General features: G+C 44.9%; 13 protein-coding genes, 15 tRNA genes and 2 rRNA genes (1 of these 30 cut by a window edge). 1 reads left to right on the top strand and 29 read right to left on the bottom strand.

Features of this window, described 5'->3' with window-relative positions; all coding sequences use genetic code 11:
• Positions 1-299: 299 nt before the first annotated feature.
• From WDJ61_RS04405 to WDJ61_RS04375, 7 genes are all read right to left on the bottom strand, one after another.
• Positions 300-527: a helix-turn-helix transcriptional regulator gene (locus WDJ61_RS04405; RefSeq protein ID WP_338753413.1), complete on the bottom strand. Its 228-nt coding sequence runs from the start codon at positions 525-527 to the stop codon at positions 300-302.
• Positions 528-597: 70 nt separating this feature from the next.
• A complete protein-coding gene (locus WDJ61_RS04400) occupies positions 598-1359 on the bottom strand; it encodes a hypothetical protein (protein WP_338753411.1) in 762 nt (253 codons plus the stop codon).
• Between the two features lie 320 nt (positions 1360-1679).
• Positions 1680-2168, bottom strand: coding sequence for a hypothetical protein (locus tag WDJ61_RS04395; RefSeq protein WP_338753409.1), 489 nt, complete (start codon positions 2166-2168; stop codon positions 1680-1682).
• 24 nt (positions 2169-2192) lie between these two features.
• Positions 2193-3098: a ParB N-terminal domain-containing protein gene (locus tag WDJ61_RS04390; RefSeq protein ID WP_338753407.1), complete on the bottom strand. Its 906-nt coding sequence runs from the start codon at positions 3096-3098 to the stop codon at positions 2193-2195.
• 1697 nt (positions 3099-4795) lie between these two features.
• Positions 4796-5008 carry a hypothetical protein gene (locus WDJ61_RS04385; protein ID WP_338753406.1) on the bottom strand — a complete coding sequence of 71 codons (213 nt, stop codon included), beginning with the start codon at positions 5006-5008 and terminating at the stop codon, positions 4796-4798.
• Positions 4995-5237, bottom strand: coding sequence for a hypothetical protein (locus WDJ61_RS04380; RefSeq protein ID WP_338753405.1), 243 nt, complete (start codon positions 5235-5237; stop codon positions 4995-4997). Before WDJ61_RS04380 ends, WDJ61_RS04385 begins: the two co-directional genes overlap by 14 nt.
• Positions 5234-5443: a hypothetical protein gene (locus tag WDJ61_RS04375; RefSeq protein WP_338753404.1), complete on the bottom strand. Its 210-nt coding sequence runs from the start codon at positions 5441-5443 to the stop codon at positions 5234-5236. Before WDJ61_RS04375 ends, WDJ61_RS04380 begins: the two co-directional genes overlap by 4 nt.
• Before the next feature lie 155 nt (positions 5444-5598).
• On the opposite strand from WDJ61_RS04375, the gene WDJ61_RS04370 reads away from it, so the two are divergent.
• On the top strand, positions 5599-5814 hold the full coding sequence (locus tag WDJ61_RS04370; RefSeq protein WP_338753403.1) for a helix-turn-helix transcriptional regulator: 216 nt from the start codon (positions 5599-5601) through the stop codon (positions 5812-5814).
• A 50-nt stretch (positions 5815-5864) separates the two neighbouring features.
• Here the strand turns inward: WDJ61_RS04370 and WDJ61_RS04365 are convergent, their stop codons facing one another.
• The 22 genes from WDJ61_RS04365 to WDJ61_RS04260 form a co-directional block, all read right to left on the bottom strand.
• Entirely contained in the window at positions 5865-6263 is a 399-nt protein-coding gene (locus WDJ61_RS04365; protein ID WP_338753402.1) for a hypothetical protein, read from the bottom strand.
• Between the two features lie 356 nt (positions 6264-6619).
• Entirely contained in the window at positions 6620-7177 is a 558-nt protein-coding gene (locus WDJ61_RS04360) for a recombinase family protein (RefSeq protein ID WP_338753401.1), read from the bottom strand.
• A 654-nt stretch (positions 7178-7831) separates the two neighbouring features.
• Positions 7832-8275, bottom strand: coding sequence for a DnaD domain protein (locus tag WDJ61_RS04355; RefSeq protein WP_413789058.1), 444 nt, complete (start codon positions 8273-8275; stop codon positions 7832-7834).
• A gap of 80 nt (positions 8276-8355) precedes the next feature.
• Positions 8356-9111 (bottom strand): helix-turn-helix domain-containing protein, encoded by a 756-nt coding sequence (locus WDJ61_RS04350; RefSeq protein WP_338753400.1) that lies wholly within the window; start codon positions 9109-9111, stop codon positions 8356-8358.
• Positions 9112-9567: 456 nt separating this feature from the next.
• Complete coding sequence (locus WDJ61_RS04345) at positions 9568-10533, bottom strand: tyrosine-type recombinase/integrase (RefSeq protein WP_338753399.1); 966 nt, start codon at positions 10531-10533, stop codon at positions 9568-9570.
• A gap of 152 nt (positions 10534-10685) precedes the next feature.
• Positions 10686-10767: transfer RNA gene (locus WDJ61_RS04340), tRNA-Leu, on the bottom strand.
• Positions 10768-10773: 6 nt separating this feature from the next.
• Positions 10774-10847: transfer RNA gene (locus WDJ61_RS04335), tRNA-Cys, on the bottom strand.
• A gap of 12 nt (positions 10848-10859) precedes the next feature.
• A tRNA-Gly gene (locus tag WDJ61_RS04330) sits at positions 10860-10934 on the bottom strand.
• Positions 10935-10937: 3 nt separating this feature from the next.
• Positions 10938-11009 (bottom strand) — tRNA-Gln (locus tag WDJ61_RS04325).
• Positions 11010-11020: 11 nt separating this feature from the next.
• A tRNA-His gene (locus tag WDJ61_RS04320) sits at positions 11021-11096 on the bottom strand.
• A gap of 23 nt (positions 11097-11119) precedes the next feature.
• A tRNA-Trp gene (locus WDJ61_RS04315) sits at positions 11120-11193 on the bottom strand.
• A gap of 8 nt (positions 11194-11201) precedes the next feature.
• A tRNA-Tyr gene (locus tag WDJ61_RS04310) sits at positions 11202-11286 on the bottom strand.
• Positions 11287-11298: 12 nt separating this feature from the next.
• Positions 11299-11374 (bottom strand) — tRNA-Thr (locus WDJ61_RS04305).
• A gap of 8 nt (positions 11375-11382) precedes the next feature.
• Positions 11383-11455, bottom strand: a tRNA-Phe gene (locus WDJ61_RS04300).
• 18 nt (positions 11456-11473) lie between these two features.
• Positions 11474-11550, bottom strand: a tRNA-Asp gene (locus WDJ61_RS04295).
• A gap of 5 nt (positions 11551-11555) precedes the next feature.
• A tRNA-Met gene (locus WDJ61_RS04290) sits at positions 11556-11629 on the bottom strand.
• 156 nt (positions 11630-11785) lie between these two features.
• Positions 11786-11861: transfer RNA gene (locus WDJ61_RS04285), tRNA-Val, on the bottom strand.
• A 5-nt stretch (positions 11862-11866) separates the two neighbouring features.
• Positions 11867-11941, bottom strand: a tRNA-Glu gene (locus WDJ61_RS04280).
• 21 nt (positions 11942-11962) lie between these two features.
• Positions 11963-12054: transfer RNA gene (locus WDJ61_RS04275), tRNA-Ser, on the bottom strand.
• A 5-nt stretch (positions 12055-12059) separates the two neighbouring features.
• Positions 12060-12134: transfer RNA gene (locus WDJ61_RS04270), tRNA-Asn, on the bottom strand.
• Positions 12135-12140: 6 nt separating this feature from the next.
• Positions 12141-12256: ribosomal RNA gene (gene rrf / locus WDJ61_RS04265) — 5S ribosomal RNA — on the bottom strand.
• A 102-nt stretch (positions 12257-12358) separates the two neighbouring features.
• Positions 12359-14061 (bottom strand): 23S ribosomal RNA (locus WDJ61_RS04260); it runs 1230 nt beyond the window's last position.

Below are 14061 nucleotides of genomic sequence, written 5' to 3'. Positions count from 1 at the left end.
CCTGCCGCCTGCTTTAACGTTTGCTCCATGTAGGCTAGTCGATAGATTAATTGCGCTTGTTTGATCGTCATTTGTTCACTCTCTCCCTCGTTCGTTTTTTAGTTTAATAGTCGTTCAATTTCCGCAACCGTACGTTGCATTTCAGCGAAGACTCTAACTTCCGCCTTGCTTACGTTACACAACACTTGTAAATATGAGATAAGTAGTTCGATTCGTTCTTTGTCGCTCACTCGCTCACCCCCCTCCAAGTCGTTTGACTTTACAAACCAACTATGATAAATTCATATTGGATACTTATGTTATTTTTCTGATAAACTCCCCAAAAAAGAGAAAGCTTCAACCGCATCCACAAAATCACGACCTAACGTAAATTGCCTAGCAATCTTCATTCGCACGGCATCGCTGACTGGCTTAGTCCCATTTTCCATCATTGACACGTAGGTGTTTCTGACGCCTAGTAACTTCGCAAACTCACTTTGATCATAGCCTAGGTACAAGCGAACATTACGAAACGTTTGAGCGTCCACTTTATTCACCCTTCCTATAATTTTTTTAACTATCAGCCCAAAATAAAAGGGCTTCCGAACTGGCCTCCTACTATATAATGGACTTTTCCCGTACTAAATCGCCTATTTGTTTGGCTATTCGCTGACACGTAGACAAATTTTCGATAGGGTTCTGTTGACAATCGCAATATCTTTGCCGCAAGTCATGGGCATAATAAGCACCGCCACAAATTTCACACTCTCGAACACGCGACAGGCCCAGCCGTTTGATTAATCGTAGAGCTCCTTGCTTATCGTATCCGTATTCATCAGCGAATGTAGTGGCGTAAAACTCTGCAAACTCCTTTACCTTCCGTAATTGAGCTCGGAATTGTTTGACGCTTGGCGACGCTTCTTTGAATAAGATGTCCTCCGCGGAGTTTTCGAGTACAATGTCGCTTTCTCTCACCGAGTACGGCGGTATGCGTGCTTGTTCGTCCTTTTCCGCTTCATCTTCTTGGTACTGGTTATATACTGACCGTTCGTTCTCCCGTCGATCTCTGTCACCCTTAACTTGGTGGTCGGGATTGCTGATCGGATATTCTGCCGAACGCTCCGCCACTTGATCGACTCGCATGATAAAGTCCGCTAGCACGTCGGCGACTGTGTGGGAACGGCTGAAACTTCGCTTTAAGGTCGCTGGATGCCTGATAAACTCGCTATCTATTTTGAACTTTGGACGATCAAGCCACTCTACCGCGAATTGGTCCGCGAGTTCGATGCGCTGCTCGGCGGTGAGCGACTTCGTGTAATACGTGAACCAAAATCGGTCGAGTGCGTTTTGTACTTCTCGTTGCTGCGGTGTGAGAAACAATAGATTTCCGCCTCCTTCAGATGTCCCATGTGGGACGGAATTTAATTTATTTGCGGTACAAGCATTAGATGACCGCACGGCTTATTTTGTTTTCTTTCTTTATAAGAAACAAGCTACTACGACAAGATATAATAGTATCTATTCGGATATACACGAACATTCGATAGAATGTGAGTGCATGAGCGTTAGCGAATGGAGTATTTGTTGGTATGTTTAACGTTGGTATGTTTAACGTTGGTATGTTTACTCGGCTATCTAACAACCCTATGGAAGCAGTCATCTAAAACCCCTTCCCTTACATTCCTTAGATGCCTGTATCGCTAATACTTAGATAAATCCGGCATTATCTTTTCGCCATTTTCGTCTACTATATAACCGTCGTCACTTATTCGAGGGCAAAACGATACATAATACCACTTATATCGTCGCGTCCCCTCCCATACGTCCTTCACATCGAGCAATAGCCCGTTCGTTTCCAATATTCCGATCATAGGCTTAATTCGCTTTTCAGCCAGCCCTAAATTTTCGGTGATCTGCTCCTTTGACGGAAAACTCGCGCCGAACCGCTTGCTGGCTGTTCCGTCCTCCCGCGTATGCTTGCCATCAACGTACGACAGCAAATAAAAATACAGCGAAATGATGTCGCGGATCTGCGGTCGGCGCTGTACCCGTGAATATTTTTCGTTGTGTTCGGTGATAATTCGCGGAAACACCTTCCGCATTAAGTCCAAGTTATACATTTCGTAGTTTCTGCCGGTTAATAGCTCGCGTTTATCGTTCGGCAACGGTTTATCGTAAATTTCTTCCATGAACATCGCTCCTTTAATTTCGTTTTAGCTCACGCGGTAAAGACGTTTAAACATATCGTAGCTTGTGTTATATCGCTTCGATAACCAATCATCGCCTTTTGTATTGTCTGGATGTGCTTTGGCCCTAGCTCTACGAAAAGCACGATCTATTTGCTCTACCGTAGCATCGTCGTTCAAGCCAACCATCGACGCGAAAACTTCTAGCCCGTTATCACCCCCACCTCCAAACCAATCCGAAAACCTATTATTTATCTTCTCCGCTTCTAATTCACGCCGTAACCTAGCAATCTCGGAATCTTTTCTCTTCGATTCAGCGCCTAGCTCTCTAATTGAAAGCCTAACCGCTCTTAGTTCCGTCTTTAAAGCGTATTCGCTACTTTCTAGTTCGGATATTCTGCGCTGTAACGATTCAACGAACTCCTGCTGCGTCGTTTTTGGTTTTTGGGACGGATATTCCTTACCATCGCTACCTTTGACAGTTTCGGTCGTTCGTTTCGGCTTTTTCGTCCCAGGCGGGACACCTTGCTCAAACGACTTTATCCAGCGATCAACAGTAGATTTGCCAACACCAAGCCACTCCGCTATCTGACGGAATGACTTACCTTGTTTACGTAATTCAATGGCACGGGCCTTCTTGACGGCCGCGGTTAATGTGCGAGTCGTTGCATTTGCTTTATGTGCTATTTCGAGTTTTTGGTCGGCTGATAGGTTCTGGCGCACGATACAAGGGATTCGCTCAAGACCCACCTGTTTGGCAGCTTTTAGCCGGTGATGACCGTCAATAACTGTAAAATCTGCGTCTAGTATAATCGGATAAAGAACGCCGTTGGCCCTTATATCAGTAACCAACTGCTCAAATGTTTCGGCGGCCATTTCCGGCCATACTTGAAAATCAGCTACACGAACGTGGATTACTTCGATTATGTCCATACGGGACACCTCCGTCGATTTTATTTAGTAACTCCAAACACACGGCAAGTATCTCCGCATCTTCCTCGGTTTCAGCCGTTTGACCAAGCGATATTATTCCACTTCTGACCATCGCCATTAGCTTGTTTCGCACGCTCGCACGTAATTTCGGTTCAGCTTTTTCAAGCGTATCGCTTTCGTCTAGTACCTCTGCCGTAATTGATAGCGTTTTTTTTACGCATTGCCACCAGACGATTGTGTGGTGAGTGTGACGGCTGTGTTTCGTCTATTTGTGGGTCTACTCTTTTCTTTAGCATTTCTTCAAATGTTTGACGTGATTTTTCCATCTTCGAATCTCTCCCTTTTCGTTAATTTTGTTAATTATCTGCAGAAAATAGCTCCTACTATATATACCCAAAATAAAATCGTAAACTGGGACATGTTAAGCTAACTTTTTTCGATTAATCACTCCTTTCACTTGTATATGTCGTAATTCAGACAGCCGGCGCGGACGGTTTTTCAAAATTTCCTTCTCACCTATTACATCGTGTGAGTTTCTGTTTCGCGCATTTTCCGCGAAAATTTTTATCCCTCTACTGTAATAACGAAATTAAACAGGCTAGTGCGGATACTTTTTCGAAAATAATTTCCTCCTTACTTAATAGACACGTTCAAACTTTAGGATATTGCGACAATTTTTCGAAAGAAATTTCGCCTTATACTACTTATATCCAAATTTTTTTTTGCGTTTTGGGACATTTTCAATGAAATATTTTTACTGTTTCACTTATTACAACGTTTGACGAAAGCGTTTCGCACACTTTCCCGAAAATAATTTAGTTTTTCTTCTTCGGATTAATTCCGTGTGACTTTTGCTCCTTACATTTATAAGACGTGCTACACGTAGTAGCTTTTGCGACATAATTCACGAAAAAATAAGGTTTAGGCGTTCCTCCTTTCTATGTAACTTTTGCGAGTTCACTTATAGTACCCCATGCTAAAACGATTTTTGGGACATTTTTGCGAAATTAATTTTACTTTTCACTTATTACACCGCATGACTTTTCATTTGGCGCACTTTTTATGAACATAATTTAATATTTTATTTCCAGTAACTTCCGTGTGATTTTTTCTTCTTACACTATAGAAGGGGAATGCTTTTTTGTTTTTTGGGACATTTTCCATGAAAAAGAAATTCGCCTTACACTTTATTTGTCACATCAAATCGCGGTTTGCACATTAAACACAAGATTTACTTCCCCTCTCACTATATAAAGGACAAAACAGCAGTTGTTTTGCGACATAACTTGCGAAAATAAATTCACTGCGTTACTCATCCCTCATATATACATTCAATTGAATTTCGAAAAACGTGCACACTTTGCGCAATTTCTTAAAAATTTTTATGGACTAATCCCGTGTGACTTTTACTCCTTCACTTATTACATCGTTTGGCTTTTCGATTTACACACTTTTTTTCGAAAAAAATAAAAAAAAATCGCCAGACCGTAGTGGTCTGACGTAAGCACAAGCCTCCAAACGCATGGCCGTAAATTGTGACGAAGCAGCGTACAAAATTATCTGTTGCCGCAGATAACGTTCCACGTTGCCTCGCTCCACCTGTTGATACGCCTTTGCCCTTGACGTACCAACGTAAGATAAGCCCCTCCGCGTGCCAATCCAGTGCGCCAACACTACCGCATCATCGGGGCATAATCTTAAATCAATCCGATCAGTCCAACTTCTTGCGCAATTGCCGCAGGAATTGTTTTTACTGCCCGGTGCGCGCTTTTATATCCTCCGACTAGCCAACGAAACGTCTCCGGCGGCAAGCTAACTCTCCGACCATGCTCCGGCCCGTCTACTACATACACGTTAACCCATCCGTTACTAGTCCTTACATACTCCACCATTACGTTACCCTCGTACATATTCAATCGCTCCTTTAATTGTAAATACTTTTACTGCCATAGACTCGTCAATATAAGTAGCATCTGATTCGATCGCCTCTCCGAAAATATACAGTGCCAGCCCATCCGCTCTAGTCGCAGCTAACATATTCGGCGCGACCAAAACAGCCGGTTCGCTGAACGTCATTTCTTCGCATGTCACTGGATCGTAGTCACGGTCGACAATGTAAACGGTGCGCTGCCTTGTCATGCGCCATACACCTCCATGACATCGCCATTAAATAGTTCGTCGGCTAATTCGCTGTTGATCGTGCCACAGCCGTAATGTGCCTTGGCGCTGACGTCCGGAAATAGCTTGCGGAATTGGTCAGGGCGCAGATTGATAAAAGCGTTAGAACCTGCGGGACTTACATTATAAAAACCTACGATTGTTTTGCGGAATGTTACTTGTGTCATTGTTTATCGCTCCTTCTTCACTTCGATATTGACTACACTTTGTTGTCGTTACACATATCTTATTATGACTACGAAACGTTGTCAATAGTTTTTGACTACTCTTTTTAGTCAACGTGTATAATGGAGTTATATAAAATATTTAGGAGGCGTTACAAATGCGCGCAAAATCAAATTTAAAAGAGTTATTGGATGAGAGAAAAATAACAATTAGACAGTTTTCGGATATGACGGGGCTACCGTTTGAAACACTACGACGTCTGTATAACGACACAACAAAGCAGTACCAACGGAACACAATCGGAGTTATTTGTAAGACATTAAACGTAGGAATTGGTGATTTACTTATACTCGTAGACAATGACGAAGAATAAACAAAAAACGCCCCAACCGTAGTAACAACGGAAGGGGCTTTACTCTATTATCATTCATATTCGCTTAGAAACTTATCCAACGCAACCATAACCGTTTGAGTTTTTTGCAAACCGCGTCTATCTGCGAAATCATTTAATCTGTTAATAAGTGTTCTCGGAAACCTAAAATTCAAATTACCTTTGTCTTTTTCATCGAGTTGACGTGCAGCTATAATCCAACGTGCTAATAGTTGCTCATCTTCTGTTAAACCAGCGCTTCTCTTTCTTCTATCCCTCGCGATGAGGCGCTCTTTTTCACTTTTAGTGATCCATTTTCCTAAGTGCTTTCTATATCCCTTTTTACGTAAAAAATCTTCAAGGGTACGCGGACTTCTACCGTCAACCTCCGAAACATCTTCTAAACTACTCCCAGCGTCCAGCATCTTTACAATACTTCTTTCATCCAACATCTTTATAACTCCTTTACAATGAATCTATGCATAAAATACGTATATTACATTAACACTACACTCCGAAATTTTCAATGGTAAAAAAGCACAAAAACGTTGATTTATCAACGACGACGAGTGAACGACACGGCCACGTCAACTGACGACGACCGACGAAAAAAGCGCATAAATATGCGTTTTATGCGACAAAAAAGCGAAACTATTGACGAAAACAACGAAGCTATTATCGACGTAAAAAGGTCGCCCTGGGTCGGTAATAATTTCCGAAATGAAAAAATGATGCGCGGATTTTACGTGGTCCAGTTGCGGGGGTTTAACTAGTGGCGCTTGGGGAGTTTCGAAAATAAAAAAGCCGATCATTCGACCGACTGTTTACGTTTTGCTCTTATTAACGTTGACTTCGAGATTCCTGTTAACGCTTCAACTTGCTTGTATGAATTGGTTTTGAGTAGCTCAAGCGCGTGCTCGATCTGCTTACGACTGTATTTATTCGGACGACCTTCTCGGAAGTCATCGCGCTGCTTCGCAATCGCTTTGCCTTCTTGCGTACGCTCAACGATCATATCACGCTCGAACTCGGCAAAGGCAGAGAAGATCGTAAAGGTTAGGCGCCCCGTTGGTGTATCCTCTATGACGCCCATGTTAAGTACATGTATACGCACACCTCGCTCGAACAACTCCTTCACTATCGCTAGGGCTTCTGACGTTGAACGAGCAAACCGATCTAGTTTCGTGACCACTAATGAATCGCCTGTCTCTAACTTCGATAGTAGGCGTTGGAACTCCGGTCGATCCGCTTTTGTCCCTGTAAACTTCTCCGAATAAATAACGTCGCAGCCCTCGGCTTCTAACGCTTGAATCTGCGCTTCTAAATCCTGCCCAACTGTTGATACCCGACCATATCCGTATTTCATAAACGACACTCCTTTTTCGGCGTCATTTACGATACTAAGATATGACACCGCTTGATACCTTGATATTACTACGTTTATGAAACGGTGTCAATACTTAAAAGATATGGCACTGTCGACACCCTAGATTAAACCTAGCCCGTTCGTCCAATCCAAGTTCCATGTCGTCGAATATGCTTATTTGTTACGCCTTATTACGCCATCAGTCAAAACGTTTGGAGGGTCGCGCGCCAGGCGGTTGGTGCAGAAGATTTGCCCTAAAAACACCTCATAAAGTCCGGTCTAGTCGCTTATTTTCGGACAACCTACGACATCAAAACGCCCTATAAATGCCGAGTTTCTTCTTATATGCACAAAACGGCGTTGTCCGATCAATAAGCGGTGCAATCGGACTGACAAACGGAATATAACCTTATTTGCGGAATATCGCCTAATATCGTCCCACACCCCCGACTTTTTGGCGAGGTGTGTCGGTCAGTGCACGGTGCCGATGTACGAATAAGGTCGTATTCATCGTTAATAAGACGCTATACCTATATATAAGTTATTGTTACCGAAAATCAACACTTTTTAAAACAGGCTTTACCGTAGCAAATACCACACTATAAAACGCGGCACTCTTAATACAACAATCGCTGCATAAGGATTAAACGCTGATTACTGACGAAATAGCTTGCGAACAAATACACCTAGTTGTTCGTCACTCATATCGCTAAGAGAAGCCGCTTCGATAGCTTCTAGCTTGGTGCGCTCGACCGGCGTTGGACTTACCTTCTGATTTCTTGCCCATTGCAAGTATTGCTGATGCTCTTTCTTCGCCAACTCCATCGCTTGCTCAACTGTTTTTACTTTTTTCCGCGCCCAATGAGAGGCGATTTTCTCTACATAACTTTTCGTCATTTTCATATCAGTTTTCAGAAAAACATATTGAATGAGGACATTGACGACACCGGCAGGTAGCTTATACTGAAACATTACGCCTTCAACCACTTTTAAGTCAGCTTTTGATGGCAAACTTCCGGAAATATCAATCAGTATTTGCCTTGGACTAGTTTCTTTTAGGTATGTGATAAGCTCTAAATATTGATCTTCATTGGACAATCTACTTCAATCCTCTCTAGTAATTTCACGTAGTATTCTAACATTATTTTCCGAAACTAGCATTTATTACGCAAGACTTATCAACTCAAATCATCCTCCATCGCGTGTTTGCCCTCGAGATATAACCGATCCAACATACGATCAAGCACGCCGTTATAGTAGCCTACTAGATTGCGTATAGACTTCCTCTTGGTTGCTTGGAACGTAGCTTTCACGGCAAATAAGCCCGTTTGTAATAAGTCATCAGCGTCAAAAGAAGACTTTAAATAAGACGTCTGTGCAATCCATACGCCGTATAAGCGATTGATTAATCTATTATAACCGTCGCCAATAAATGCCGTTACAAGCGATTTGAACGGTTTATAGGGCGAAGAAGGTTTATTATACGTATTAAGTTCTTTAATAGATTTATAGCTTTTAAGATTAATGGTTTCTTTCGGCTCATTCGGCTGCTCAACGCTTGCTCCGCATGGCTTTTCGGACTCTTGGCGGTCAATCACTTCCGGGCAATCAATTACTAAAATGCGGATGATATTCCCGCCATTCCCGCCACTTTTTGGACGCATATAAGCGATACGCTCAACGATGCCCAAGCACTCCAATAACGCAACAGCACGACGAGCTGTCGGCGCAGATTTGCCGATCAAGCCTGCGAGCGTGTCGATTTTAAGCCAAGCAGCGCCACCGTGTTTAACAGCATGACGGCTGATGACTTCGAGTGTTTTGATTGCAGTAGCGTTTAGTTCGTACTTATTGGCGACCAAATGCAGACGGACTGCTTCGTTTAGGTCGGCTTTATTTTCGAATAATTTATAGTTGTCGAGTATGATCGTCATTTTTAATGGCTCCTTATTCGCCATGACACACACCAACACAAACATACGTTCTGTCCGATAGACAGACTGGCAGAATTTGCAGTTGGCCGAAATTTTTGATAAAATGACGTTGCGTAGGCGTCATTGGATGGCTCTAGTTTCGATTATTTCGGCTAGTGTGCGTTCAATGGCTCTTTTTTTATTTTTATTTTTTGTCGAATGGGTTATCTTTAGTGATTGCGTCATACATAAGAGGTTGGCATGTGCGTAAATACATAACTTGCTCGAATATGTGGTCGTACCCGACCGTCACGATTTCTCCACTGTTTGTGTCTGCAACCTCATGGCCATGCAATATTCCTTCTTCGTCTGGTAATTTCCTAATAAAAAGAGCGTCAAAATTATCGTCGATAAATTTAAGAACCTTCTCTAAATCCTCTGGACGTTTTTTGTAACACATTCTAATCCCCTACCGTTTCATAAATTGTTTAATGGCGAAAAATCCTTGTGCTTCTCATAAACTTCGCTTGAATATAAGTTGACGTATGTTCGTACCATTTCCATCGTTGAATGACCGAGTATCTTTTGTAGCTCGAATATACCGGCCCCATTCATAACGGACATTTTGGCGAATGTGTGCCGTAAAGTATGTGGCGAGCAGCGCACTCCTTTAACGCCAGCTTTCTTGCCATATTGACCGACTATCTTCTGCAAAGCGCCGCGAGACATCGGTGTATCATCTATCGTCACAAATAAATGATTACATTCGGACGTGCCGCGTATTTGAATATAGCGCTTCAATTGTTCGCGCATCTTCGCTTGTATCGGTACATAACGGTGAAAATGATTCTTTGTCTGACGTATAAAAATGAGACCCTCGCTTAGCTTTACATCCTCAATTAGTATTCCTGTCGCCTCATTCAAACGGATTCCGGTCTCAAGTAATAGCAACATAAACGTATAATCACGCTGCCCTGTAAAGGTACGACGATCTGGCGCGTTCAATAGCGCTTGTAATTGCTTGACCGTAAATGTTTCGATATTTCCAGCACGTTCGCGAAGCAAGGAGTATTTATCCATCGGATTTTTAGCGATGTACTTGTTTTCATATAAAAAATGAAAGAGCGCCCGAATAGCCCGCAACTTGGCGTTGATCGTTCCGTTCTTTAATCCGCTAACTTGCTGCATATATTCGACATATTCGTCTACATCTTGTCGCACTACCTCGTGAATTAATAACGATTTTTCTTCTCGAGCGAGATAATTACGGAAATAATTAATTTCACGCCGATAATAAACAATCGTAAAATCTCGCAGCCCTTTCCGTTTAGCATCGTCTAGGAATATACCAAGCGCATCATCAAACATTAATATAGCGCGTGTTACCGGCTGGGCTACGATATCAAGTTCGCGTCCATTCAATTCGTTCTTGCGACGACCCATAAAAAAAACCGCCTTCCCTCGTTTAAATTGAAGGAAAGCGGTTGAGCTTACGTATTAGGCACACGATCATTTACCGTATGATTATACGTAAAAAAGACACCTACTAACGATAGTAGATGCCTTGTTTTGCCGTTATATCAACGATGTTATAATACCGGTGGTCGGGGTCGAACCGACACTCCTCACGGAACACGATTTTGAGTCGTGCGCGTCTGCCAATTCCGCCACACCGGCAAATTATGGAGGCGGCAACCGGATTTGAACCGGTGATGAAGGTTTTGCAGACCTCTGCCTTACCACTTGGCTATGCCGCCATAAAGATAGATTGGAGCGGAAGACGGGATTCGAACCCGCGACCCCCACCTTGGCAAGGTGGTGTTCTACCACTGAACTACTTCCGCATACTGGGCTAGAAGGATTCGAACCTTCGCGTGACGGAATCAAAATCCGTTGCCTTACCGCTTGGCTATAGCCCATTAATTAAATATGGGGCGACCGAGGGGAATCGAACCCCCGAATGTCGGAACCACAATCCGATGCGTTAACCACTTCGCCACGATCGCCATAAATGGTATTAAGTTTAATTTGGCAGGGGCAGTAGGAATCGAACCCACACTGGAGGTTTTGGAGACCTCTGTTCTACCGTTAAACTATGCCCCTATAAAAACTGGTGGAGGGGGACGGATTCGAACCGCCGAACCCTGAGGGAGCGGATTTACAGTCCGCCGCGTTTAGCCACTTCGCTACCCCTCCACATTTAGAAAATGGTGCCGGCAAGAGGACTTGAACCCCCAACCTACTGATTACAAGTCAGTTGCTCTACCAATTGAGCTACACCGGCAATAAAGGTGGCTCAGGACGGAATCGAACCGCCGACACATGGATTTTCAGTCCATTGCTCTACCAACTGAGCTACTGAGCCAATATTATTATGTATAAATGGCGGTCCGGACGGGACTCGAACCCGCGACCTCCTGCGTGACAGGCAGGCATTCTAACCAACTGAACTACCGGACCATTTATTGCGGGGACAGGATTTGAACCTGCGACCTTCGGGTTATGAGCCCGACGAGCTACCAGACTGCTCCACCCCGCGACGTTGTGAATAAAACTTAGTGTATTTCATGTCTTAGTAAATGACCGTTCCGATTTCAGAAAGTTAACTCAAGAAGCAACTCAATCGGTACGCTGTTACGGTTTCAATGAAGCTTATTCGGACGTGCTCCACCCCGCGACGATTATAAATTATTAATGGTGGAGGATGACGGGATCGAACCGCCGACCCCCTGCTTGTAAGGCAGGTGCTCTCCCAGCTGAGCTAATCCTCCATTTATGGTGACCCGTACGGGATTCGAACCCGTGTTACCGCCGTGAAAGGGCGGTGTCTTAACCGCTTGACCAACGGGCCATTTTTTCTACTTTTTTAAAATGGCGGAGAGCAAGGGATTTGAACCCTTGAGGCAGCGTTAACCGCCTACACGATTTCCAATCGTGCTCCTTCGGCCACTCGGACAGCTCTCCCTAAATGGCTCCGCAGGCAAGATTCGAACTTGCGACCGATCGGTTAACAGCCGATTGCTCTACCACTGAGCTACTGCGGAATATCCGCCTGGCAACATCCTACTCTCACAGGGGGAACCCCCCAACTACCATCAGCGCTGAAGAGCTTAACTTCCGTGTTCGGTATGGGAACGGGTGTGACCTCTTCGCTATCGCCACCAGACTTTTCAAGACAGTTATTATTATAACATAATAACTATTTTTTGCAAGAACTTTTTTGTTCTTTCAAAACTGGATAATAAGTATTGTAACCGTACAAATCGCCTAGGAAAAGTCCTCGATCGATTAGTATTCGTCAGCTCCACGTGTCGCCACGCTTCCACCTCGAACCTATCTACCTGATCATCTTTCAGGGATCTTACTAGCTTGCGCTATGGGAAATCTCATCTTGAGGGGGGCTTCATGCTTAGATGCTTTCAGCACTTATCCCGTCCGCACATAGCTACCCAGCGATGCCTTTGGCAAGACAACTGGTACACCAGCGGTGCGTCCATCCCGGTCCTCTCGTACTAAGGACAGCTCCTCTCAAATTTCCTGCGCCCGCGACGGATAGGGACCGAACTGTCTCACGACGTTCTGAACCCAGCTCGCGTACCGCTTTAATGGGCGAACAGCCCAACCCTTGGGACCGACTACAGCCCCAGGATGCGATGAGCCGACATCGAGGTGCCAAACCTCCCCGTCGATGTGGACTCTTGGGGGAGATAAGCCTGTTATCCCCGGGGTAGCTTTTATCCGTTGAGCGATGGCCCTTCCATGCGGAACCACCGGATCACTAAGCCCGACTTTCGTCCCTGCTCGACTTGTAGGTCTCGCAGTCAAGCTCCCTTGTGCCTTTACACTCTGCGAATGATTTCCAACCATTCTGAGGGAACCTTTGGGCGCCTCCGTTACTTTTTAGGAGGCGACCGCCCCAGTCAAACTGCCCGCCTGACACTGTCTCCCACCCCGATCAGGGGTGCGGGTTAGAAGTTCAACACAGCCAGGGTAGTATCCCACCAACGCCTCCACGTAAGCTGGCGCTCACGCTTCAAAGGCTCCTACCTATCCTGTACAAGCTGTGCCAAAATTCAATATCAGGCTACAGTAAAGCTCCACGGGGTCTTTCCGTCCTGTCGCGGGTAACCTGCATCTTCACAGGTACTATAATTTCACCGAGTCTCTCGTTGAGACAGTGCCCAGATCGTTACGCCTTTCGTGCGGGTCGGAACTTACCCGACAAGGAATTTCGCTACCTTAGGACCGTTATAGTTACGGCCGCCGTTTACTGGGGCTTCGGTTCACACCTTCGCTATTGCTAAGCGCTCCCCTTAACCTTCCAGCACCGGGCAGGCGTCAGCCCCTATACTTCGCCTTGCGGCTTCGCAGAGACCTGTGTTTTTGCTAAACAGTCGCCTGGGCCTATTCACTGCGGCTCCTCGGGGCTATTCACCCCAAAGAGCACCCCTTCTCCCGAAGTTACGGGGTCATTTTGCCGAGTTCCTTAACGAGAGTTCACTCGCTCACCTTAGGATTCTCTCCTCGCCTACCTGTGTCGGTTTGCGGTACGGGCACCTTTTACCTCGCTAGAGGCTTTTCTTGGCAGTGTGGAATCAGGAACTTCGGTACTATATTTCCCTCGCCGTCACAGCTCCGCCTTGATGATGACGGGATTTGCCTCGTCATCGGCCTAACTGCTTGGACGCGCATTTCCATTCGCGCGCTTACCCTATCCTCCTGCGTCCCCCCATTGCTCAAATGGTAAATAGGTGGTACAGGAATATCAACCTGTTATCCATCGCCTACGCCTATCGGCCTCGGCTTAGGTCCCGACTAACCCTGAGAGGACGAGCCTTCCTCAGGAAACCTTAGGCATTCGGTGGAAGGGATTCTCACCCTTCTTTCGCTACTCATACCGGCATTCTCACTTCTAAGCGCTCCACTAGTCCTTACGGTCTAGCTTCACCGCCCTTAGAACGCTCTCCTACC

Origin of the sequence: Bacillus sp. FJAT-52991 (assembly GCF_037201805.1) — a bacterium.
Classification (GTDB): domain Bacteria; phylum Bacillota; class Bacilli; order Bacillales; family Domibacillaceae; genus Bacillus_CE; species Bacillus_CE kandeliae.
This window is presented reverse-complemented; position numbering and strand designations above follow the sequence as displayed.